21 protein-coding genes are annotated in these 22,428 nt (G+C 37.2%); 12 read left to right on the top strand and 9 right to left on the bottom strand.

The features are described from left to right. Positions 1 to 71 precede the first annotated feature (71 nt). Both BMS_RS14590 and BMS_RS14585 read left to right on the top strand, forming a co-directional pair. Complete coding sequence (locus BMS_RS14590) at positions 72 to 686, top strand: hypothetical protein (protein ID WP_044557671.1); 615 nt, start codon at positions 72 to 74, stop codon at positions 684 to 686. Between the two features lie 29 nt (positions 687 to 715). Continuing rightward, complete coding sequence (locus BMS_RS14585) at positions 716 to 1,450, top strand: HAD family hydrolase (protein WP_014245590.1); 735 nt, start codon at positions 716 to 718, stop codon at positions 1,448 to 1,450. Here BMS_RS14585 and BMS_RS14580 read toward each other — a convergent pair. Continuing rightward, positions 1,426 to 2,502: a pseudouridine synthase gene (locus BMS_RS14580; protein ID WP_044557670.1), complete on the bottom strand. Its 1,077-nt coding sequence runs from the start codon at positions 2,500 to 2,502 to the stop codon at positions 1,426 to 1,428. The two genes, BMS_RS14585 and BMS_RS14580, sit on opposite strands and share 25 nt — an antisense overlap. A 14-nt stretch (positions 2,503 to 2,516) precedes the next feature. Beyond that, complete coding sequence (locus BMS_RS14575; RefSeq protein WP_014245588.1) at positions 2,517 to 4,709, bottom strand: serine protein kinase PrkA; 2,193 nt, start codon at positions 4,707 to 4,709, stop codon at positions 2,517 to 2,519. A 97-nt stretch (positions 4,710 to 4,806) separates the two neighbouring features. Here BMS_RS14575 and BMS_RS14570 point away from each other — a divergent pair, with 97 nt between their 5' ends. Then, a complete protein-coding gene (locus BMS_RS14570) occupies positions 4,807 to 6,009 on the top strand; it encodes a hypothetical protein (RefSeq protein WP_044557668.1) in 1,203 nt (400 codons plus the stop codon). Next, a complete protein-coding gene (locus BMS_RS14565; RefSeq protein WP_014245586.1) occupies positions 6,002 to 6,919 on the top strand; it encodes a hypothetical protein in 918 nt (305 codons plus the stop codon). Before BMS_RS14570 ends, BMS_RS14565 begins: the two co-directional genes overlap by 8 nt. Here BMS_RS14565 and BMS_RS14560 read toward each other — a convergent pair. The 4 genes from BMS_RS14560 to BMS_RS14545 are packed head-to-tail and all read right to left on the bottom strand — an operon-like array spanning position 6,916 to position 10,623. Then, positions 6,916 to 7,992 (bottom strand): bifunctional UDP-sugar hydrolase/5'-nucleotidase, encoded by a 1,077-nt coding sequence (locus BMS_RS14560; protein WP_014245585.1) that lies wholly within the window; start codon positions 7,990 to 7,992, stop codon positions 6,916 to 6,918. The genes BMS_RS14565 and BMS_RS14560 overlap by 4 nt on opposite strands. Before the next feature lie 2 nt (positions 7,993 to 7,994). Then, on the bottom strand, positions 7,995 to 9,152 hold the full coding sequence (locus BMS_RS17195) for a cysteine desulfurase family protein (protein ID WP_014245584.1): 1,158 nt from the start codon (positions 9,150 to 9,152) through the stop codon (positions 7,995 to 7,997). A 31-nt stretch (positions 9,153 to 9,183) separates the two neighbouring features. Next, entirely contained in the window at positions 9,184 to 10,290 is a 1,107-nt protein-coding gene (gene nadA / locus BMS_RS14550) for a quinolinate synthase NadA (protein WP_044557667.1), read from the bottom strand. 12 nt (positions 10,291 to 10,302) lie between these two features. Then, positions 10,303 to 10,623, bottom strand: a complete 321-nt coding sequence (locus BMS_RS14545; protein ID WP_014245582.1) for a rhodanese-like domain-containing protein — start codon at positions 10,621 to 10,623, stop codon at positions 10,303 to 10,305. 205 nt (positions 10,624 to 10,828) lie between these two features. Between BMS_RS14545 and BMS_RS14540 the strand changes: the two genes are divergently transcribed. From BMS_RS14540 to BMS_RS14520, 5 genes are all read left to right on the top strand, one after another. After that, the gene (locus BMS_RS14540; RefSeq protein WP_014245581.1) at positions 10,829 to 11,602 is read left to right on the top strand and encodes a ParA family protein; all 774 of its coding nucleotides are present in this window, start codon (positions 10,829 to 10,831) and stop codon (positions 11,600 to 11,602) included. A gap of 36 nt (positions 11,603 to 11,638) precedes the next feature. Next, positions 11,639 to 12,538 (top strand): ParB/RepB/Spo0J family partition protein, encoded by a 900-nt coding sequence (locus tag BMS_RS14535; protein WP_014245580.1) that lies wholly within the window; start codon positions 11,639 to 11,641, stop codon positions 12,536 to 12,538. A gap of 272 nt (positions 12,539 to 12,810) precedes the next feature. Beyond that, complete coding sequence (locus BMS_RS14530; RefSeq protein ID WP_014245579.1) at positions 12,811 to 13,662, top strand: hypothetical protein; 852 nt, start codon at positions 12,811 to 12,813, stop codon at positions 13,660 to 13,662. 153 nt (positions 13,663 to 13,815) lie between these two features. Continuing rightward, the gene (locus tag BMS_RS14525) at positions 13,816 to 15,075 is read left to right on the top strand and encodes a Glu/Leu/Phe/Val family dehydrogenase (protein WP_014245578.1); all 1,260 of its coding nucleotides are present in this window, start codon (positions 13,816 to 13,818) and stop codon (positions 15,073 to 15,075) included. A gap of 7 nt (positions 15,076 to 15,082) precedes the next feature. Continuing rightward, positions 15,083 to 15,565, top strand: a complete 483-nt coding sequence (locus BMS_RS14520; RefSeq protein WP_044557666.1) for a hypothetical protein — start codon at positions 15,083 to 15,085, stop codon at positions 15,563 to 15,565. Here BMS_RS14520 and BMS_RS14515 read toward each other — a convergent pair. Continuing rightward, positions 15,554 to 16,402, bottom strand: a complete 849-nt coding sequence (locus tag BMS_RS14515; protein WP_014245576.1) for a trypsin-like serine peptidase — start codon at positions 16,400 to 16,402, stop codon at positions 15,554 to 15,556. The genes BMS_RS14520 and BMS_RS14515 overlap by 12 nt on opposite strands. Before the next feature lie 202 nt (positions 16,403 to 16,604). On the opposite strand from BMS_RS14515, the gene BMS_RS14510 reads away from it, so the two are divergent. Then, the gene (locus BMS_RS14510; RefSeq protein WP_014245575.1) at positions 16,605 to 17,135 is read left to right on the top strand and encodes a hypothetical protein; all 531 of its coding nucleotides are present in this window, start codon (positions 16,605 to 16,607) and stop codon (positions 17,133 to 17,135) included. Here BMS_RS14510 and pfkA read toward each other — a convergent pair. Beyond that, positions 17,116 to 18,093: a 6-phosphofructokinase gene (gene pfkA, locus BMS_RS14505; RefSeq protein WP_014245574.1), complete on the bottom strand. Its 978-nt coding sequence runs from the start codon at positions 18,091 to 18,093 to the stop codon at positions 17,116 to 17,118. The two genes, BMS_RS14510 and pfkA, sit on opposite strands and share 20 nt — an antisense overlap. A 9-nt stretch (positions 18,094 to 18,102) precedes the next feature. After that, positions 18,103 to 19,638: a 2,3-bisphosphoglycerate-independent phosphoglycerate mutase gene (gpmI, locus tag BMS_RS14500; RefSeq protein ID WP_014245573.1), complete on the bottom strand. Its 1,536-nt coding sequence runs from the start codon at positions 19,636 to 19,638 to the stop codon at positions 18,103 to 18,105. 250 nt (positions 19,639 to 19,888) lie between these two features. Between gpmI and BMS_RS14495 the strand changes: the two genes are divergently transcribed. Then, a complete protein-coding gene (locus BMS_RS14495; RefSeq protein WP_014245572.1) occupies positions 19,889 to 20,593 on the top strand; it encodes a hypothetical protein in 705 nt (234 codons plus the stop codon). Positions 20,594 to 20,699: 106 nt separating this feature from the next. Beyond that, positions 20,700 to 22,418, top strand: coding sequence for an acyl-CoA dehydrogenase (locus BMS_RS14490; RefSeq protein ID WP_014245571.1), 1,719 nt, complete (start codon positions 20,700 to 20,702; stop codon positions 22,416 to 22,418). Positions 22,419 to 22,428 lie beyond the last annotated feature (10 nt).

Below are 22,428 nucleotides of genomic sequence, written 5' to 3'. Positions count from 1 at the left end.
TCTGAAGCATTTATCAAGTTAGAATATTCAGTAACAAATTATTAAAATCATTATTCTCAAGGATGGAGAACATGAAGAAAATAAAACTTCTTTCATTTGCAGCAGCAACATTACTTTCTACTAACGCGTGGTCCCTAGGTACAGGTGTCTCTTCTTTTCCAATGATGACGGGAAAGAAATTAATTTCATCAGAGGTTCTTGGTGTAACTTCTTCTGGTGGTGGAATTGGTGCGCAGGTTAGATATACTCAGAAATTTTCTAAGAAGGCCGTTTTTGATGCGGGTCTTGGTATTTCTGGTGGTGAGATGAGCAATAGATTCTTTACAGGTGTAGATTATGAAATCTTCCCTGACTACTATAAGCAGCCAAAAGTTTCAGTTAAGACGACTATGGAACTTGCGAAAGAGTTTGAAGTAAGTAGAACAAAACTCTCTTTAGCTCCAACTGTTTCAAAAGGTTTCAGCTTTTGGGGAAAAGAAGCTTACCCATACTTCTCGATGCCAGTAGGTCTTTCACTTGATGGTGACACAAAAACTTATGAGTCAACAATCAGTGCAAACTTAGGGATCAACGGTAACGTACCTTTAGAACAATATAAGCATCTACAAGCAAATGCTGAGATTCAATTAGGGCTAAAGGATTCGTTCACTTCAATTCTAGTTGGACTTTCATACCCACTTCAATAAATTAACAGGGCCTGGCGAGGGCCCTTTTTATGGCACCTAAAATAATTTTTTCAGACTTTGATGGAACACTTACAAAAGGAACAGAGTTTACTGCTAGGTTCTTTGATATATTGAATTTAGTGAAGGCCCATTCAATTCCTTTAGTTATTGTTACAGGACGCTCTCTTTCATGGGGACATTTCTTAATTACTCACTTTAAGGCCTTGGACTATGTAATAGCCGAAGGTGGTGGAGTTTTAATTAGAAGAGATAAGCTTGGAAACCCAATTGATGAGCCCTTTGTTAAGCGTAGTAATATTAAGCATCTTGAAGTTTCAACAAAGTCGCTATTAAAGAAGTTTTCAAATATTAATTTAAGTGCAGACTCATTCGGTAGACTTACTGATAGGGCAATTGAATTATCTGACTTATTACTTGATATTGATCTCTTAAAAAATGTTAAGTCTTTTTTAGATAAAGAAGAAATCAATTATTCAACTTCAAATGTACACTTGAACTTTTGGAGTGGAGACGTATCTAAGTATAACGCTGTAAAAACATTCTCTGAAAAATTCTATAAAGATATTTCACTAGACGAGTGCATTTACTTTGGTGACTCTCTCAATGATGAGTCAATGTTTCGTTATTTTCAAAACTCTGTAGGTGTTTCAAGTATTAAAGATGTTCTAAGTAAACTTGAGTATCGTCCACAAACCATTCTTCTAGGTGAAGAGAATGATGGGCCAGACGGAGTTTATAATCATCTACTTTCTTTATTAAAGTAATTTTGAATCTCTTCTTCAAGTTGTTCTTGAAGGTGATTTAAGTCAATGGTCATATTTGTAGTGATCCATTCTTGTAAATCTTTTGGGATGTGAGATGAGAAAACCTTCTCTTCTCCCTTGTAGGGTGCTCTAAGAGCGATGGCATGGAGAGCATGGCGGCTAATTTCCATAAGATCATGGTCTTCCTTAGTCGCAATATTATCTTTAAACCTCTGAAACATTTTAAAGTTTCCTAAGTAGAGCTTGTCACCAACTAGAGGAAGCCCATTAATCATCGCGTGAACTCTAATCTGGTGCTGTCTTCCAGTGATAGGGAAGGCTAGTCCAAGAACGTAATCACCTTCACTATGAATGACTCTAAAGAGAGTTCTTGCGCTCTTTCCTTCGCTAGACTCTTTTGGGAAATGGTTAATATAGACTCGCTTTAGCCCTTCCTCACTAGCACCTAGGCGATGATTGTCCTCAAAGCTCTGCTCTCCATTCCAAGATTTATTATAAGCAATAAAAAAGTAGCACTTTCTAACTAAGTCTTTTTCAAAGCAGTCAGTCATGCTCTGAGCACACTTTGGTGTCTTTGCAAGCATAAGAACACCTGATGTTTCTCTGTCTAGTCTATGAATAGAATGAACTGTTTTCTTGTAGAGTGATTCAAAGTATACAGTCGCACAATTAAATAGGTGCTTACCTGTTGGATGAGTAGACATATAGGGTGGTTTAGAGATGATAATTAATTCATCATCTTCAAAGATAATACTTGGCTTAAGTTCAAGCTCTAGTAATTCTCCATTCCAGTACTCGTCTTCATGTTCTGTTTTTACAGTGACGAGAGTAATGATATCTCTTGTATATATTTTTGTGGATGGCCTATGCTTTCCCGGGCGACCTTTGATTAAGATATCACCACCAGCAATCTTTTTTTTGACTTGCTCTCTAGACCAACTGGCCAGATAGATTTGAAGATACTGATCAAGCCGCATTCCATCGTGTTCTTCTTCAACAAGATAGACTGCGGTGTATTTCTCACTTTCAAAAGTTTTTTCAATAATTGGCATTTACGGCCTATTTGTTAATAACGCTCTTTTATAATGAACTTTATTAGCGCAAGTGCCCCGTTTTGTGAATAACTATAATTCTCAATGAGGTTATCTAAAACTTTTCTTATTTGATTTCTATTGGCATCAGATAGGGGAGTTTTAGCATCTTCATCCTCTGCTGTTGAGATTTCCTTCTCAAAGAAAACAAGGTGTTTAGAGATTTCTACAATGACCTTTTTTTGCTCAACTCTAAATGACTCTTGCAATCTTTCAACAATATCTGGAAAAACTTCGTTATAGATAATTTGTTTTCCAGGATTATCTAGGTACCAAGCTCCAAGTTTTGAGATAAGGTGTGATCTAAATGAATCAGATGACTCATTAAGGTTTATACTCTGCTCAAATTCCTTGATAAAGTAATCATCTGCTTCTTCATACTTTCCAGTGATAATATTTTTAATTCTCTCGCCCTTAATAAGAGCGTTAACATTCTCAATATATCTCTTTAAGTAATCTTCGTATGATCTATCATCAACTAGGCCAAGACTTTCTCTGAATTCACGGTCAAAGCGATTTAGGCACTCTTCTTTAATTAGAGCTATAAATCTCGCTGGGTGGTGAAAGTCTCCTTGAGGAGTCATATTTAAGAAGTCGTAATTATTCTTCTTCTGAATCAATTTATAGAGGTAATCAATAACTTCTACAAATGTAATGGTTTCATGCTTAGAAGTAATCTTATAGAGAATATTCTTCATATCTCTAGGTGAAATACCAAATTTCCCTTCATAAAGATTTTCATTTTCAAACTCAGCTTGGATATCAACTCTTCCAAGTTTAAGAATTTGTTTCTCTTCTGAGTCTAGATTTTCTGGTAACTCTTCAATGGCATAGAGTTTTGCTTTCTCAAGAGGACTAAGTGTCGTTGCAATCTTGGCCAGCTTAGAGTTCTCAAAGTGTTTCGTCTGGCTACATCTAAGTCTTGTCATAATTGCAAAGAGACAGAATGCTTCAAGTGCATGAGGCTCAAAGACAGAGTTACTCTTGAGTCCCTCTACCTGTTCTTGATAAATATTCATTTCATCTTTGTAATTCAATAAGTATGGCACTCTAATAAAGTTAATTCTTCCTTTGAAAGAATTGAAGTCTGGATGCTGTTTGAAGGCCGCAAGATGAATTTCATTACTCGTTCCAACAAAGAAGATATCAAGTTGAGTAAGTATACCTTGAAGATTAATACTTCCAGTTTCCATTGTCATAAGTAAGTACTTATATGTATCTAGTGGTCTTTTAAGTAAATCTGAATATTCTAGGATACCTCTGTTCGCTAAAACGACTTCACCTTGCATTGAGAAGAGGTTTAGACATTGAAGTGAAGGAGGTAGACTAGCTAGTCTCTTATCCATGGTAATCTGTTGAAGTTTAGCATCTACATGTAATTGTGGCTCAATTGTAACTGCACTCGCTGAGTATCTCTTGGAGATTAGTATTCTCTCTACTCTAATATGCTTTAAGACTTCAGTATGTTTTCCCTTATAATTCTTTAAGAGGGCATCATAGATCATTCTATTTCTCTTAGAGAGGTCACTCTTATAAATATATGACTTCTTGACCATCTCAAGGTGAGAAGGATCTTTGGCGAGGGTATCATTTAAAATTTCTTGTCTATACTCTTTAGGAATAAGTAGGAGCGGGTGATCTTTTAACTCACTTCCAAGAATGGCAGAAATATCTTTGTCTTCTAGATAGGCATAAGTATTTAAGTCTCTATTTGTTCTATCTGAAGAGAATCCAAGATTTCCCTTAATGTAATTATCAATTGGAAAGATCCAACTAAAAGAATAGAGCACACCTTCGTCTTTTTTAGAATAGGACTCAGCACCTTTCATAAATTGTCTAACAAGACTTGATTTAGACGATCCATTTGGACCAACTAAGAGTATGAATTTATTATTTACACCTTCTTTTTCGAAGTTCTCTAGATTTTCGATAAGGGCACGTTGTGTTCTTTTTTGGCCATAGACAGGGGGAGAGTCAGGATACTTATGTTGGAAAACTTTGTAGTTCCCATCTGTATCTTGTCCATAGCTATGTACCATATCGAGGAGGTACTTATATGTTGGTCTAGTCTCTCTAATTGGATATTTGTGAAAGATATCCATATAGTCTCTAAATGAATGAACTTCACTGTGTGAATCTTTTTGATTTGCTTCTTCTAACCAATCCATTGGTCCCCCATCAAACTTATTCTGACCTTTATTTACTATAAAAGCCTCTATATAATTATAAGGCCAGATGGCATTTAAGTCCTGTAAAAAAGGTTTTATGAAAAAAGTAAAGACCATTCTTTTCACTCTAGTAATGATGCTTGTTGTATTTGGTGTCATTGTGGCCATTTTGAGGTGGAAGAGTCTTGAGAGAAAGAAGAAACTTGAGAGGGAAGTTCAGGTTATTGAACGTGTACTGGATACCTCTAAAAAAATTTCTCAAAAGTGGGAGGAAGGGGCTACCAGTAGTGAGTGGAAAGATATTGGAAAGTATTGTCCCGATCTTCAACTTAAAGATATTGTCGATATCTCCTATTCTAAATGTAATAGTGAATTTCTAAATTGCTATTTAGAAAATAATTCTTCATTAGGTATTATTAAAAATTCAAAGGGAAAGTACTATTCAGTACTATCTAGACAGAACTCTTTAGAAGAAAATATTTCTGCCTTTTCACTTCGAGTTCAAGTTCAGTTGGATGATTCAGTTTACAATATTGATTTAGAGGATACATGTCGAGACACTTACCTTCCTAGAAAATCTTATGGATATAAAACTAAAACATCTCCAAAGAGAAAATTTGATTGGACATGGGATAACTTTAATCGAAATATTTATGTGGATAAATTCTTAGTAACGAATAGAGAAGTAAATGAATGGATCGAGACTCTAGGTTTAAATATTGAAAAGAAATTTCCACTAGAGAGACCATCAGTCTTTCTCTCTCTAGATGAAATGAAAAAGTATTGTGCCTTTAAAGGAAAGAGTCTTGCCAGCGCACAGGTCGTAGAGGCGGCGAGCTTCTATCCATCAGGATCTTCAGATAAAGCGGGAAGAACGCTGATTCGCTACGATTACCCATGGACAAGAAGAAGTGGAGATTCATTTCTCTTTAAGATGAAAAGAGATTCTGATTTACCATTAACTAAATTTGACTGCGAAAAGGCCTATGTTCAAGATTGCTTTGAAGTCACACCTTTCATCTCTCATATGACAAAGTCATCAAGTTGGAGTGGAATATTTCAAGTTATGGGAGGCCCTTTTGAGGCATATGAAAATAGTTTAGAGCCCAAGGAAAACTTAAGAGCATCAAGCTTCTATTTTCCTGCTCAGAGTAGCGTCCATATGTTGGGAGAGAAGCTCTACTGGGATGGTGTGGCTCACCTCGATAAGAATATAGATTGGAAAAAGGAAAAGCCTGCAGGAGTTGATGGAAGAAGTTTAGAGATTGGTTTTCGATGTATGAGGAATATGTATGAGTAGAGTTCTATTTATTCTTATCCTTACTTTGATTACTAGCTCATGTGAGCACTACTTTTATAAAGACAAAGAGAAGGTTGAGAACTTTGAAAATTTTCTAAAAATTAAACTCAGCTTTGAAGAGGACTTTAAGTGGAATTCATCTTTTGTAAATGGAGATCCTATTTCTAGACCTGTAGGTAGTTGGCAGAATCTATTAGAGTCCAAGAGTTACTGTCTCAATTACAGAGTTCCTTCACCCTCAAATGTAGGTGTCTTACAAGTCGTTAGAAAGAAGGAAGCGAATTGTCCTGTGCTACCTACAAATAACGAAGAGATGTCACTACAGAATATAAATGATCTAAAGGTAAAGTTTACAACCGATCATATTAAAGGAAAAAGCATAAGAAATGCTGTCTTTGGTTTTAAATTAAGCTTTGAGTATTTAAAAGAAAAGAGAGAGCTAGAATTTTCTCTAATAAATAGAATGAGAAGTAGTGAGTTTACTCAAGCTAAAATGACTAAGTACTCTTCCTCTGGAACATATCGCATGAATAAAGGATTGCGTGTAACGAGAGATCTAGACAAGAAGATGAGATCTTCCATGTGGCCTGGAGACTGGGACCTAAAAGAAAGTAATCAAATCCTATTCTGTGAGAAGAAAAATAAGGACTGTAAAATCCAGGGAGAGAGTTTCTGTGGAGAGTGCCTCTATGGTTGGGAGTATGTCGTCGACTATAATTGTAGTGGAGGAGGCTCTAAGGTTTGTAGCCCTGTAAAGTGTGGACAAAAGGGGAGACCTGCATGTCCACGAGGTATTGCATGGAGTGGAATAGATGCAAGAGAGCTCTGTTTCGATGATAGCCCTGCAGGGTTTTGTGAAAGTGATCTTAGAGTTATTTGTGCAGAAGATGGGATCTTAGTGTGTAATTAAATTTCAATTCCTAAGAAATATGCTCTTGATAATTCCATATGGCTATCTTTTATTAATTCAGTTTTTGCTTCTTTGTAATAATCATCTTCTATATGACAATCGTTTGTTGCCTTAAAAAACTGGGAACAAAGCTTAATTGGTGAATGCATTAAAGTCTTACTATCGTTTATAGTCTTCGTTTTAGTGTCAAAGAATAAATCGATACGACTTAGGTACTTTCCTTGCCCAAGATTTTGAATGAATGGGATTCCACCAATTTTTTGATTAATTAGCTCTGGCTCTGACCCAATAATTACGTCTATTTTCTCTGGTGGAAGTCGCTTTATTAATTGAGAGAGTTCTTCTTTGTTAGATGTACATTCACCCTCTTTACAAACTCTCTGTCCCTTAATCATTAATACAAAAACTTCCACACCCTTTCTTTTAAGTTGATCATGGATTTTGAGAATACTATAAACAGGATCTTCAAAGTAAAGGCCGTTTAAGTATTTATGTTTTCTTGCTTCTGTATTCTTATAAGTTGTTACTGCAATGACTCCAACCTTTACTCCATTTATAGTTTTAACCATGTAGTTATCTATATTCTTTGATTTAAGAGGGGACTTCTTTGATAGTTCAATAATATTGGAATTAATAAAGCTATTACTTGTCTTAGCAATTTGCTTTATTGAAAGCATTTTTAATTCGCTCTCAGAGAGGTGAAAAGCATCGAAGCCAATATTTTCAAAGTCGTCTAGTATTGAATCAACTCCACCTTTTTGGTTTTCGTTAATTAGGTCTCCTGCACTTAGCATCAGAACCTGATCAGGAAGTCTTTCTTTAAGAATTGAGGAATACTTCTTGATTAATTGGAGACCGCCAATTCGCATCGTTCCGATTTGATCGAAGTTCTCTACTTGAGTTGCTATTGAGCTATTGAAATAATTAATAGAGGCGATTGTAATTTTCTTCTCATTTTCCAATACTTCAACATCACTCCAATCTGGCTCACTGAGAACCTTTGTTGGAACTTGATTGGAGGCACAAGACCCTACATAGAGTAATGTGAATATCGTAATAAGAATTTTAGTCATGACTAGTAGCTTTTAATTTTTCCTAATTTTTCATATGCATTAGTTAAAGCTTCTAGGATTTTGTCATAACTTTCAAGGGGGCTACAATGTCCTAAACTTATTCTCACTACACCACGACCAACTTCGTCGCTAACTCCCATGGCCTTTAGTACTTTTGAAGTAACTGGCTCATTGTCAGAGCAGGCAGAAGAAGTGGTAACAAAAATATCTGATGATTCTAGTTCAATTTGAACGGCCTGACCGTGAACACCAGGGTAGGAGATATAAGTAGTTGAGCAAACTCGTGGAGCATCTTCTCCAAGAATAACAACTTGAGGAAATCTCTTTTTGATTTCTTTTTCAAACTCTAGTCTTTTAACTTTAAGGTCTTCATACTTTCCAGCATTTTTAGTAAAGCTATCTAGGGCCACTGCTAGAGTTTCATATCCGAGGTAGTTTTGAGTTCCGCCGCGAATACCTTTTTCTTGTCCACCACCAATAACTAACGGATGAAGTTTTCCAGGGTGTTTTGCAAGAAGAATTCCTGTTCCCGTTAGGGCCCCAAACTTATGTCCAGAAGTTACGGCGTAATCAATATTAGTTTTTTGAAAATCGAAGTGACACTTTCCAATGAATTGAGTGGTATCACAGAGAAATGGAACTTCATTTTTTGTACAGATTGAAGCAATCTCTTCAAACGGTTGAATAACTCCCGTTTCATTATTAGCGGCCATGATCGCGACTAGAGCGATTCTACCTTTAAACTCTTTTAGCCATTCTTTTAATTGATCAAAATCAATAACACCATTTGAAAGAGTTGGAACAATTTTATGAGTATAGCCTTTATTAACATAGAACTTTGCACAGTTGATGACTGCTGAGTGCTCTATTCCCGAAGTGATAACAATATTTTGTCCATCATCTTTTGCCGAATCTAGAACACTGTGGAAAACCTGTGTGATACCTTCAGTTGCACCAGAGTTGAAAATAACTTGTGTATATTTTGCGCCTAAAGTCTTGGCACAAATAGCGCGAGAATTTTCCATGGCTGTAAGAACTTTAGTACCGAGGCGATGAATAGAGTTTGGATTTGCAAATGGGCCGTCTTGAAGTCTCTTAATAAAGTATTCTTTAACGTCCTCACAAATAGGAGCACTTCCGTTGTAGTCAGCGTAAATCATTTCATCTTCCTTAAATATATGTGTGTAAGCTTTAACTTAATTCAAGCATTTTACTCAGGGCCTTCAGTGAAAGCTCTGTCGTTTTCTTATCTACTTGAATTACATTTATTGGCTTATCTTCCTTTATCGCTCTGAAACTGGCAAGTAGCCAGCGAGGTCTAACGCGATACATTGTCGTGCAGAGACATTGGTAAGGAGATAGTGAGATAATTTCTTTATCAGGAAAGTTTTGAGCAAGTCTATTGACGAGATTAATTTCTGTTCCAACAGCAAAGCTTGAACCAGCGGGAGCATCCTTAATTTTGTTAATAATATAAGCTGTCGATCCATTGTCATGTGCCGCCTTTACCACATCATGGGAACACTCTGGGTGGACGATGACAGTTGTTTGCGGTCTTTCTTTTTTGATATTCTCTACCTGAGCAGCAGTGAAGCCTTGGTGAACTGAACAGTAGCCGTACCAAAGAATAACTTTTGCCTTGGCAATTTGTTCTGCAGTTAAACCACCATTGTACATATTAGGATTATAGATAACCATCTCATCGAGACCGATTCCCATTTCTGCACAAGTATTTCTTCCTAGATGTTGGTCAGGGAAAAAGAGTAGCTTCTGCCCTTCTTTAAACGCCCATTCAATAATTGTTCTAGCATTTGAAGAAGTACAAATACTTCCATCGTTTTCACCGACAAAAGCTTTGAGGGCAGCAGAACAATTTATGTATGTAATTGGTACAATTTTTTCTTCTGTTGAGCTCTTCATAAACTCCCAGGCCTTGTCGATTTGTTCGCGGTTTGCCATATCGGCCATAGAGCATCCGGCCCTAAGGTCTGGAAGGATTACTTTTTGATTATCGCTTGTGAGCATATCAGCCGTTTCCGCCATGAAGTGAACTCCACAGAAAACGATGTATGGCTTATCAAGCTTCTCTGCATCTTGGGCGAGCTTTAGTGAGTCGCCCGTTACATCTGCAAATTGAATAACGTCATCTTGTTGATAGTGATGTCCAAGAACAACAACCTTATCTTTTAATTCTTCTTTTATTTTCTTTAACTCTACAAGCACTTCTTCATCAGAAAGTTCTTCTTCAGAAATTAATGGTAGGTGGTCTTTCTTATCTTCTTCAAACAAGTTGAGCATTTTCTTATCCAATTACTTTACGATTTCGTATCCGTTATTTTGCCAACCAAGAATTCCATCTTCTAGATTAGTTAGGTTTTCAAAATCTTCTCCAAGAAGAAATTGACAGGCATTGAGGCTTCTTCTTCCACTTCTACATTGAAGAATGAGGTTAGCACTCTTATCTTTTAATTCATTTGCATAGAGATCTGGAAACTGGCTAAGTGGAATAAACTTCGCTCCAGCAATATGACCTTCGTCCCATTCTTCCTGTTCACGACAGTCAATTAAAACGAGTTCTTCATTAGCATCAAGCATGGCCTTAAGCTCAGTTGAGTTGATAGATTTGATCATTATTTTCTCCCTTTTCTATGGCCCAAATATTGTTCATTTTTCTCATAATGTCCAGTAGAGTGATGCGTGGTGTTTAACTCTAAAAAAAAATTATCTTCTTTCTTTGACGAAGTGTGACTCATTTTTTACTATTTTAGTATGTTAGGTCTTTTTCGACCTTTAAAAGGCGCTGAAATTGGATATCAGCGTATTTAAGGAGTGATTCATGGAAGTTATCACAGTTGCCAATAATAAAGGCGGTGTTGGTAAAACAATGCAGTGTTATCAATTGGTATGTCACTTGGCCCACCAAGGAAATAAGGTTCTCGTAATTGACCTTGATTCTCAGGCCAACCTAAGTTCAACACTCGGAGTGCAAATTCAAAGAACTCTTATCCCTGAGTGGCTAATTGGCGATGTTCCTGCTGAGGATGTTGTTGTTAAGGCCGAAGGTGATGCTGAGTTTTACGACAATATAACGCTTGTTCCGTCGAGTAGACATCTTGCAAACCTCTCTAAGCTACTTATTCTTTCTGAAGGTGAGATTAGAAGAGATGCAGGAAGAAAAGAGCGTCTACTTAGATTAAGACTTCAAGAAGTTGCAGAAGATTATGACTATGTTGTTATCGACACACCTCCAATGCTTGGAGACGAGTTGATTATGGCGCTAGTTGCTTCTAATAGAATTCTTATTCCTACTCAAGCTCAAGATTATTCTATCGATGGTCTTGAAGAGTTAATGGATACTTTCGAGATTATTAAAGAGACAGAGAACCCTGGTTTAGATTTCTCAATTATCCCATCAATGGTTGATACGAGAAGAAAGATTGAGCAACAAAGGATTGTTGAACTTTCACAGTCTTTCAATATCACGCCACCTATTAGAAACCTTGTTCAAATGCAGGAGTCTATCTCAATGAGAAAGCCTGTTTTTATGATGGGTAATAGTAGTAGAGGGAAGCAGGATTATGATGCTCTTTGGGAGTCTCTTAATTTATAGTTAAATTTTAATCACAAGGATGTGGGGTAAAAACGTATGGCAAAGTCATTCGCGCCTAGAGTTTCAAAAAAGAAGAGAAAGACAATCGATCTTTCAGAGAATTTAAATCGTGATCTAATTAAGTTAGCCGATGATAGACTTCTATCGGGTGCAAAGTTAGATGAAATTCTTATTAAAGATATTATTGTAAAAGAGCAGGTTAGAACTAAGTTTAACGATGCTTCAATTAAAGAATTAGCTGCCAACATTAAAGTTAATGGTCTGATTCAACCACTTGTTCTTTATAAAACAAAGAAGGGATATACCTTAATTTGTGGTGAAAGAAGATATAGAGCAATGACTTCTATCAATATGAAGAAGTGTCCTTGCTTTGTTCTTGAGAATAAGACCGAAGAAGAATTGATGGCAATTCAATTCTCTGAAAACTCTTCAAGAGAAGCACTTCACTATATTGATAAGGCCGATGGTATTTTAAATTATCAAAAGGCAACTAAGGCCAGTGAAAGAAAAATCTGTGCTGCCCTTGGTATTTCAAAATCAGAAGTTCATAGATCACTTCTAATTGCTAGAATGCCTGCTAAGCTTAGAGAAGCTGCTAAGATCCACAATATTGAAAAATATGTTCTCTTAGAGCTTGATGCTCTTGAGAAATCTCCACTAAAGACAAAGCTAACTAAGCTTGTTCACACTGGAGAGATTACAAAGAGGTCACAACTTAAGAAAGCGATTAAGGGTGGTGTTGTCGCTGCAGGTACTAAGAAGAAAGCATCGACTTCTTCAGCAAAGAAGAAGAAGGCAACTCTTCCAAAAGGTCTTACGGCCAGTGCTTTCCTAAAGGCCATGAATATGAAGCAGAAAGATCTTAAGTTGGATAAGAAGACTAAGGACATCCTTAAGGCCCTAGTTGAAGAAACCAAAGATATGGTCGATCAATAAAATTCTACCTAAATTTGAGAGGAGCTTAGGCTCCTCTTTTAATTTCAGCCACTTAACTAAAAATTGATTAAAGCTTTGACATAAATCGACTCCCTGCAAAAGGATCTCTCTTCCCATCAACACTTCCATCTCGCTATTTTCACTGGTTATGCTAGAATAATTAGTGGGTTATATGAGTTTCATTTTAGAAACTCACTTTTTACAAAATTTGGTACGGCTATTGCACTATTTTTAAGTAGAGAAAGAGAAAACTACGAAAAATAGGGACTTGTATGAAGCAACGTATATGTAAAATTTTAACAGGCCGTCTAAACTTTAGACAAAGCAAAGTGGCAGTAACCACTCTCTTACTTTGCGCCTCTATTTCACAAGTAAGCGCTTTTGAATCTAAGAAAAGTGCAGAGAGTGAAAACTCTGAAATGCTCTCCTACCTTAATCCTTATAAGAGAATGGCCAGTAGAGGACCAAGTAACTTTGTTCCTGATGTAGAGGCCAGCGATAGACCTAATAATGTTGTCCTTTGGTACGAAAATATTCTTGTAGAAGATACAGCTGGTGTGATGAAGAAAATGAGAAATACATACCGAGACTGGGAGAAGACAGAAGAGTATGCAAGAAATTGGAATATGACTTCAACTGGACTGTATGAAATTAAAGATCAAGAAGACAGACAGAAGTACTTTAATAAGTATATTTTAAAGTACCTAGATAAGAGACTTTCTGGTGAGATTAAAGAGGCAGAAGAAGGCTCAACACTTCACCGTGTAGGTAAAGTTCAAAAAGCACTTAAACCTCAAACTAGAGTGGAAGTTTCTAAGAATTTAAAGTTTAAATTTAAGGCCAGAGTACTACAGGGAAAGGCCTTGATGTTTGTTGAAAACCCATGGGTTAATAATGAAACTTCTGTGAAGCTAGATGGAAGAGTAAATATCAATATCAATAAAGATATTGCCGCCTTGGGTCTTAAGGCCAACTTCGACTATAACGTGAATAAGAACGAGTATGAAGCAAGGCTTGATAAGCCTCTGACTGAAGAGATTACGGCGAGAATCTCCACTGCCAAGAAGAGGGAAATTGCCTCTAGCGGTGAAACTTTAGAGCTGTTCTTTAGCAAACCATTTTAATTTATTCAATAGAGCTGCACATTACTGTGCAGCACTTCTTTTCTTTAAAAAAATAATCCCAAAATTTCTTAAAAAATTGCTATTCAGTACTATTAAGTAGTAGTAGATTTGAAGCATTATTTTTTCGAATACGATTAGTTCAAGGGAGCCGTAATGAGCTTATTTGATGCGCCACTTTTTAAAGATGCTTACGAGCAACTAACACAAGCGGCAGATGTAATGGGTCTAGATAGAAATATTCTAGAAAGATTAAAATATCCAAAGAGAGCACTTCAAGTTGCCGTGCCAATTCGTCTTGATGATGGTTCAGTTAGAACTTTCCAAGGTTACAGAGTTCAGCACAATATGACTTTAGGTCCAGGAAAAGGTGGGATTCGTTTTCACCCAGGAGTTGACCTTTCTGAGACAGCTGCTCTTGCAATGCTTATGACATTTAAGTGTGCACTTGTTGGTCTACCTCTTGGTGGAGCAAAAGGTGGGATTGAAGTTGATCCTAATGAGTTATCAAGACAGGAGCTTCAATCTTTAACAAGAAGATATGCAACTGAGATCAATATGATTATTGGACCAAATGTTGATGTTCCTGCTCCAGATATCGGGACAGACGGACAAACAATGGCATGGTTCATGGATACTTATTCTCAGATTAAGGGTTATACTGTTCCAGGTGTTGTTACTGGTAAGCCAATTACGATTGGTGGATCACTAGGTAGAGCCGAGTCTACAGGTAAAGGTGTTGCTTACTGTGTGAACTTTGCTTGTCAAAAACTTGGAATGACAATCGATAAGAATACAACGATTGCTATTCACGGTTTTGGTAAGGTAGGTGTTCCTGCAGCTCAAGATCTTTCTGCTCAAGGAGCAAGAATTGTAGCGATTTCTGATGTATCAGGTGCTGTTTACAATAAAGACGGTCTCGATATTGAGAAGTGTTATGAGTGGACAAGACAAGGAAAGTACCTCAAGGATATGGAAGGTGTAGAGTTAATTTCAAACGCACAACTTCTAGAGCTTGATGTAGATGTTCTAATTCCTGCTGCGATTGATGGTGTTGTCACTAAAGAAAATGCTGGAAACGTAAAAGCAAAGATAGTTGCTGAAGGTGCAAACGGACCTTTAACTAGAGAAGCAATTGATATTATCACTAAGCGTGGTGGATTCATTATTCCAGATATCCTTTGTAACGCTGGTGGTGTTATTGTTTCTTACTTTGAGTGGGTTCAAGGGCTACAAAACTTCTTCTGGGATCTAGACCAGATTAACGGAAAGCTTCACGACATTCTTAAAGATTCATTTGATAATGTTTTTGATACAGCTACAAAGTATAATACAGATATGAAAAAAGCAGCTTTCATTGCAGCTCTAGCGAGACTTGAAAGAGCGATGAGACTTAGAGGTCTTTTCCCAGCTTAATAAATTGATGAGATCAATTTATCTGTTAACATTCTTATTTTTATTTTTACAATGGCCTTCATTCTCTAAAGTAATTGAGAATAAGGCCATTTCTCTTTCTAGGGAAATCTACCCCTTTAAAACTGTCTGTGGAGATATGGGATTTAAAGATAGTCTCATTGAGCAGGCCGTTGGAAATTCTAAAATTGATTGTACTTCAAGAGTTGTAAATATCTTAGACTTTTGTAAAAAGAAAACTTCAAAGAGACAAAACCTTATTAGAGGGAGAGTCGACGCTCTTACAAAGAATAATGTTGTTTGTGAATTTGCAAAATCTGTTGTTTTAAAAATAGATTGCAGTGGAGATAGTTTCAAGTGCACAAATAGGAAGAGACTTGATTGTGAAAACCTGAAGAAGGCTTTCGCTTACTCTCTAGTTCTAACTCACTCTGCCTATGACTCTAAAGTTTTAACATGTATTTATAGTGACGACGGACCATTAAAGCTCTAAGAGAAGATCGATATAATTGGCCTCTCCAAAGTGATGATCACCTTGTCCCCAGATATTACAATTTCTTTCCTTATCCAAGGTGTAATTTAACCCTGTTCCTCTAACAAGCACACCGACGATCTCATTTGTATTTGCATCGAAGATTGATGAACCTGAATTAACAGAGAATGAATCGAGGCTATGAGTAAAAGAGTCTTGTCCATTTAAGAAAGTAGTCTCACTAGTTATGTAACCATTGTCGTGATATTTCATAGGAAGACCAAAAGGAAAGCCAAGCATATAAATCTCACTTGAAAGTGAAATCCTTTTTCTCGCCAACTTAAGAATTTTACGATTCTTTGGAGCTTCCTTAAGTTCTAGTCGAGCAATATCTTTGTCTCCTGGGAAATCAAATGTGTACTGCTTTAATTTATTTATTTCAAATACGCTACTTTTCGGAACAACGATATGACTCTTTGTCTCAGCATTGAATTTATAATCAAAGACAATATAGTAATCCCTAATAGAATACCCGTGATCTTCATCAATACAGTGAGCTGCGGTTAGGATGTCTTTTCTTCCAATAAGAGAAGCGGAACAATTTGCGATCATCTTCTGCTCATTTACAAATCTCTCATCGCTACAAAAGTTCAAATCATCGACATAGCTAAGGCCATGAAGTTTATAGTCTCCATTTGGCAATTGAGTCATATTCTTTTTGGGGATGAGTGCTGCAATAGATTTTGCTATCTCTTGAATGTGTAGGGGAGAGTATTGGATCTCATGACGATCATCAGAATTAACGATACCACCATGGGCCACGAGAGAAATTAAAAAGAGAAAGATAAATTTTTGCATGGGTCTTTATATCAAATTATGTAACTGGCAAGGGAGCTTAAGTAAATTTTATAAGTACTGTTCATTTTTTGATCTAACTCTGTGGAATTATCTTCTTTACGCTTAATAACACCTCATTATTTCCATAACTTACTCCATCAGTTCAAGACAATTTCTTGTATGGTCTATATCCATTCATAGAGTTTTAGATGGAGATGAGAAGATGGAATCAAAAATAAAGGCCCTAACTATAAATAAGAATATCTATAAGACATATAATATCTTTGCCTATGCCTCTAAAGGAATCCCTGGTTTAGAGCTTAGAGTGGGGGCCAAGAACTCAAAGATATTGAAAGAGAAAATGATTTACTTAACCAGAATCTCATCAATAAAGATTCCCCTTAAGCGGTATGTAATTTGTGTAGAAGAGACGGGAGCACCCTTAGATAAGGATGAGTTAAAGTGGCTTGAGCTACCTATATTAATTCTCTATTGGTCTTTGGCCGAAGGGCTTCCAATTTCCAAGTTGGATGATTGCTTATGTGGCGGAGAAATCACTTTAGATGGTGTTGTGAGACCGCTGCAAATTCATGGTGAGTACTTGAAGTATTTTAACTCTGTAAAATGTGAAAAGGTGTGGAAAATAATAACAGGAAAAGGTCAGAAAGAGTGTTTAGGGCTAGTGAGGCTTCCAGTGGAGGAAATAGTACATCTTCCACTGGAGAGTGATCTCGCTAAATCGATAGGGTCTTAACTAGATTTATATACTGAGGTAAGTACTCAGATTTCTTTTCAAGACATTCATCAAAAGGCGCTGCCACAACGTGACCATTTCTGTAAGCCGTGACAAAAGAGTTATTCCCCTTTAATAATTCTTCAATGGCCAGATAGCCCATGCCAGAAGCTATAAAGCGATCCTGTCCAGAAGGGTTACCCCCTCTTTGAATATGTCCAAGAATACAAACATGAGAGTCGAGTTCAAAGTCGGCCTTTAGCTGTTCTTGGATTCTATGGCTTAACCCCTCTTTTTCACCTTCGGCAACAATAATAATTGAAGAGTTCTTTCCTCTTTTTATTCCTCTTTTAATGTCATTTGAAATCTCTTCAACATTAACATTCTCACTTGGAAGAACCACATTTTCCGCACCCGTACATACACCAACGTGAAGTGCGATAGCGGCAGACTTTCTTCCCATCACTTCAACAATGAAAGTTCTCTCGTGAGAAGAGGCCGTATCGCGGATTTTATCTACAGCATCGATAGCTGTCTGAACAGCGGTATCAAAGCCAATAGAGTAGTCAGTCCCAGAAATATCATTGTCAATTGTTCCTGGAATCCCCACCATAGGAATGCCATGCTCTGTATGAAGAGCGTAAGCTCCGTTAAAAGAACCGTTTCCTCCTATGACAATAAGAGCATCTATCTTCTTTCTCTTTAAAATATGGGCAGCTTCTTTTCTTGTCTCAGCTTCGTGAAACTCTGGGCAGCGAGAAGTTTGTAAAATAGTTCCCCCATGCTGGATAATATTCCCAACACTAGAAACATCGAGCTCTTTTATATTTCCTTCAAGCAGTCCGGAGAATCCTCTTTGAATTCCATAAACTTCAAGATTTGCATTGATCGCCGATCTCACTACTGAACGAATAGCGCAGTTCATACCTGGACTATCCCCACCACTACATAAAAGGCCAATTCTTTTTATTTCAGACATCTTCTTTCCTTACTTAAAAATGGATTTACCAGTAAACGAATCAGGTGATTCAATATTGAGAATACTTAAAACAGTAGGGGACACATCCATTAGGGCATGGCCTTCACCGTTTACTTCAAAGTCACAATCTTCTAACTCTCTATGAAAGACGCAAAAAGGAACAAGTGAATTTGTGTGAGAAGTATGAGGTGTGCCGTCTTCATAGACCATCTGGTCACTATTGCCATGATCGGCAGTAAGCAGAAGTGCCACCCCTTTTTCTCTACACTTTTCAACTAACTTCGCGACACATTGATCAAGGGCCTCTAGTGCTTTAACGGCAGCCTCAAAGTTTCCTGTATGACCAACCATGTCTGAATTGGCAAAATTTACGAGAGAGAATTTAATTTCGTCATCATCAAGCTTCTCTAAGAGCTTCTCTGTTACAAGGTAAGCACTCATTTCAGGCTTTTGATCATAAGTTGAAACTTCTTTAGGTGAAGGAATTAAAAAGTGCTCTTCATTTTCAAAAGGCTCTTTTCTTCCTCCATTAAAAAAGAATGTCACATGGGCATACTTCTCTGTCTCTGCAATTTTGAATTGTTTGATTCCTAGGCTAGAGACATATTCTGACATAACTCCTGCCAGTCGCTCCTTATCAAAGAGAATAGGCAATTCTACTTCATCAGGAATATAAGGAGTCATACATAGAAAGAAGTTCGGCTTAAATTCTCTTTCAAACTCATTAAAATCAGGATCATTAAAACAGAGTGACAATTGAATGGCCCTATCTGGTCTAAAGTTAATGAAGAAGACACTATCGCCTTCTTTCATCGCCATCTCCTTTGCGAAAAGAGTAGGAGTGATAAATTCGTCATAGATTTCTTTCTTATATTCTTCCTGAAGATATTCTAGCGGAGACTTTGTAGAAATATTGCCCTTTCCTGTGAAGGTGTCATAGGCAAGTTTAATTTTTTCCCACCTTCTGTCTCTGTCCATGCTAATTGAGCGACCTTGCATAGAAGCAAACTTCACTCCCTCTACCTGGTCCATTTCTTTGACATACTTATGACCAACGTCTCTGGCCGTATCTCTTCCATCCATAAAAGCATGGAAGAAAACTTCTAAATCACCCTCGAGGTTAAGCGCTTTAACGGCTTCCTTTATATGGTCAATATGAGAATGAACCCCTCCATCCGAAAGAAGACCCATAAGATGAACTCTCTTAGATCCCTTTCTTGCAGCTTCCTTTAGTGCATTCATCATCGGAAGAGTAGAGAATGTTCCATTGTCGATAGCTTCATTAATTCGAACAAGATCCTGTCTAACAGGTCTTCCCGCACCAAGGTTCATATGACCAACTTCAGAGTTACCAGTAACACCCTTGGGTAGACCAACTTTAACCCCTCCTGCTTCAATCTTTGTGAAAGGATAGTGCTTAAAGAGATTGGCCAAGTTGGGAGTGTTGGCATGTTTAACTGCATTCTTTAGGTCTGAATCGTTTAAACCATAGCCATCTAAAATGACTAAAAGTGCGCGGTCGCTAATATTCTTAATTGATTTCAAGCTTTACTCCATTTGAAATTTAGCTAATTTTACCTTATTACGAGCTAATGGTAAGGCCTAAAAAAGTGACTAAATTCTTCATATATCTAGACGTAAAATGACTAAATTTTAGACAGTGTTTAAATATATACCTATTAGGCAATCTCTAAGTTCCTGTTTGATGGTCTGCAAACTTGGCATTCTATTTGCTTTATAAATATTGAACTATTTTAAATTGTATAGGGAAAATACACTTTCGGAGGTGTGAGAGATGAAATTTAAAACAGCATTCCATTTATTGGTAGCCGCAACGATCGCCTTTGGCGTTACGTCCTGTGGTAGCGACAAGAACGAAGCAAACTCAGGAAGTACTACTGTGGTTAACACTCCATCTGTAGTAACTTCGGGAACTGGGAACGGCGCAAGAACAGCATCGGAGTTTTATACAGAAGTTTCAAACTATATGTTTGAGCAATCTAGTGAACCTGGACTTTACTCTTTTCCAAAAAACGTAACTTCAGGTGGCGGATTTGATTTCGATTTCTGCTGGGGATACGAAGACTGTATGCAAGATCAAATTGATCGTAGTCAATCTCAGGTGAATAATTACTACTGGCGTTTCTTAGATTCAGACGGGCAAACAGTTTATAGAAACTTCACTTCAAATGGCATTACATATGCTGCCCCAGATAGTGATGATCAATTTGGTAATACTTTAAGTTCTCTACGAGACGGATTACTTAGAATTATTTCTAATGCGTCACGTGCTGAGAAATCAAATGGGTATAGTTTTGTTAGTGTATCAACATCATCAAGTTCTGGTACGAGCAATATTGATTTGAATTGTTATTACTACCCACAAGCTTGTAATAACAATACTTATTCAAAGCACTTTAGGTTTAGGTATAATAACTATTGGTATGAAATTGACCTAACAAAATCGTTGATTAATAATCCTGTAAGAGTATACAGATAATAATAAGGAGAGCGAAATGCTCTCCTTTTTTTCTTTAGTTTCCCACTGCCACGAAAATTCAAAAGGCCTTATAATAATCTAGTATTTATTTTAAAAGGATTATTTTATGGCAAATTTCAAAACAGACTTAGCAGACATTTATTTCAACCTCTTTGATGTGAATAATGTTGGAGAGCATGCTCCGGACTATGGAGATGATGAACTTAAAGATATTGTAGAACAATTTAATAAGTTCACAGAAAATGAAATCTATCCAACTCGAATGGCCGGTGATGAAGAAGGTGTAAAGCTAGTAGATGGAAAGGTTATCGTTCCTTCATGTTTCCATGGACCTCATAAGCAATTCTATGAAAATGGATGGTACGCTCTTGGCTACCCTGAAGATATTGGAGGAATGCCTGCTCCTCATGGTGTTTCTATTGCCTGTAACTCAATTGCTATTGGAGCGAATGTTTCATTCTCTATGTACTATGGACTGACTCGTGGTGCGATGAATGTGATTCATCAAGTAGGCTCAAAAGAGCAAAAAGATTTCTTTATTCCTAAAATGATGAGTGGAGAGTGGGGAGGAACAATGTGTCTGACTGAGCCAGGAGCTGGTTCTGATGTTGGAGCATGTAAGTCTACTGCCAAACCACTGGATAACGGAAAGTATGCTATTAGTGGTGTGAAAATCTTTATTTCATCAGGAGAAAGTGATCTCTACGAAAATAATATTCACCTTGTGCTAGCGAAAACACCAGGTGCAGCAGAGGGAACAAAAGGGCTCTCACTCTTTATTGTTCCAAGATTTAATACTGAAACTGGTGAATCCAATAATGTTGTTTGTACAAAAATAGAAGAGAAGATGGGGATTCACGGCTCTGCCACTTGCGAGCTTACTTTTGGTGAAAATGGAGAGTGTGTAGGTGAGCTTATTGGTGAGGAGTTTGAAGGAATGGCCAATATGTTCATTATGATGAATGAGGCGAGACTTCTCTGTGGATTACAGGGAGAGGCTCAGGCCAATTTAGCCTATATGCTTACTGAGCAATACGCGAAAGAGAGAGCACAATTTGGCGTTGAAATTTGTAACCTTCCAGATGTGAGAAGACTTCTTCTAAGAATGAGAGCACTTTCTAGAGGAATGAGAGCTCTTACGATTTATACAGGAAATCTCTTTGATAAAGAAGCGAAGGGAGATGAAGTTGCTGCCAAAGAGATCGCTCTTTTAACTCCGATTTGTAAGGCCTATTGTTCGGATCAAGGTTTCAATGTTTCAGTTGATGCCGTACAGGTACACGGTGGTTATGGATTCTGTACAGAGTATGGAGTCGAGCAATTTATTAGAGATACAAAAATTGCGAGTATTTATGAGGGAACAAATGGAATTCAAGCGATTGACTTTGTAACTCGTAAGATTTTAAAGGATAAGGCTCAAACTTTCTTTGCGGTCGGTAAGAAAATTCAAGCAATCATGGCAAGTGATGAAGCGAAAGAATTTGAGCATGAGAACTCAATGATTGGAAAATCGATGGAGATGTCTGAAAAAGTTTTGGCAAAGTTCTCGGAAATGGCGGCCAAGAAAAATCATAATGGAATACTTTCTCACGCTACAGACTTCTTGGACTACTGCGGAAACCTCGTTGTTGCTTGGTTACTACTTGAGCACGCTTGTATTGCTAAAAAGAAAATGAGAGCAGGTTGTAGTGAAGAAGAGAAGAAGTATTACCAGTCTAAAATTGTCGACTTTAAGATCTTCTGCCAGTATCAGTTAGTTAAAAATATCGGTATTGGAAATAGTGTTCTCAATTTTGAAAACGATTTGATGGCGCTAGAGCTTTAAGCGAATTAGT

The sequence above is a fragment of the Halobacteriovorax marinus SJ genome, assembly GCF_000210915.2.
Taxonomy (GTDB): domain Bacteria; phylum Bdellovibrionota; class Bacteriovoracia; order Bacteriovoracales; family Bacteriovoracaceae; genus Halobacteriovorax; species Halobacteriovorax marinus.
The sequence above is the reverse complement of the archived record's forward strand: the minus strand, read 5'-3'. Positions and strand labels throughout refer to the sequence as shown.

Coding starts and splice junctions, on each gene's coding strand:
- BMS_RS14515 (WP_014245576.1), bottom strand. CDS start 16,402: ATGCAAAAATTTATCTTTCTCTTTTTAATTTCTCTCGTGGCCCATGGT.
- BMS_RS14510 (WP_014245575.1), top strand. CDS start 16,605: ATGGAATCAAAAATAAAGGCCCTAACTATAAATAAGAATATCTATAAG.
- BMS_RS14565 (WP_014245586.1), top strand. CDS start 6,002: ATGAGTAGAGTTCTATTTATTCTTATCCTTACTTTGATTACTAGCTCA.
- pfkA (WP_014245574.1), bottom strand. CDS start 18,093: ATGTCTGAAATAAAAAGAATTGGCCTTTTATGTAGTGGTGGGGATAGT.
- BMS_RS14520 (WP_044557666.1), top strand. CDS start 15,083: ATGAGATCAATTTATCTGTTAACATTCTTATTTTTATTTTTACAATGG.
- BMS_RS14535 (WP_014245580.1), top strand. CDS start 11,639: ATGGCAAAGTCATTCGCGCCTAGAGTTTCAAAAAAGAAGAGAAAGACA.
- BMS_RS14495 (WP_014245572.1), top strand. CDS start 19,889: ATGAAATTTAAAACAGCATTCCATTTATTGGTAGCCGCAACGATCGCC.
- BMS_RS14580 (WP_044557670.1), bottom strand. CDS start 2,502: ATGCCAATTATTGAAAAAACTTTTGAAAGTGAGAAATACACCGCAGTC.
- BMS_RS14525 (WP_014245578.1), top strand. CDS start 13,816: ATGAGCTTATTTGATGCGCCACTTTTTAAAGATGCTTACGAGCAACTA.
- BMS_RS14530 (WP_014245579.1), top strand. CDS start 12,811: ATGAAGCAACGTATATGTAAAATTTTAACAGGCCGTCTAAACTTTAGA.
- BMS_RS14560 (WP_014245585.1), bottom strand. CDS start 7,992: ATGACTAAAATTCTTATTACGATATTCACATTACTCTATGTAGGGTCT.
- BMS_RS14575 (WP_014245588.1), bottom strand. CDS start 4,709: ATGGATTGGTTAGAAGAAGCAAATCAAAAAGATTCACACAGTGAAGTT.
- BMS_RS17195 (WP_014245584.1), bottom strand. CDS start 9,152: ATGATTTACGCTGACTACAACGGAAGTGCTCCTATTTGTGAGGACGTT.
- BMS_RS14545 (WP_014245582.1), bottom strand. CDS start 10,623: ATGATCAAATCTATCAACTCAACTGAGCTTAAGGCCATGCTTGATGCT.
- BMS_RS14490 (WP_014245571.1), top strand. CDS start 20,700: ATGGCAAATTTCAAAACAGACTTAGCAGACATTTATTTCAACCTCTTT.
- BMS_RS14585 (WP_014245590.1), top strand. CDS start 716: ATGGCACCTAAAATAATTTTTTCAGACTTTGATGGAACACTTACAAAA.
- BMS_RS14590 (WP_044557671.1), top strand. CDS start 72: ATGAAGAAAATAAAACTTCTTTCATTTGCAGCAGCAACATTACTTTCT.
- BMS_RS14540 (WP_014245581.1), top strand. CDS start 10,829: ATGGAAGTTATCACAGTTGCCAATAATAAAGGCGGTGTTGGTAAAACA.
- BMS_RS14570 (WP_044557668.1), top strand. CDS start 4,807: ATGAAAAAAGTAAAGACCATTCTTTTCACTCTAGTAATGATGCTTGTT.
- nadA (WP_044557667.1), bottom strand. CDS start 10,290: ATGCTCAACTTGTTTGAAGAAGATAAGAAAGACCACCTACCATTAATT.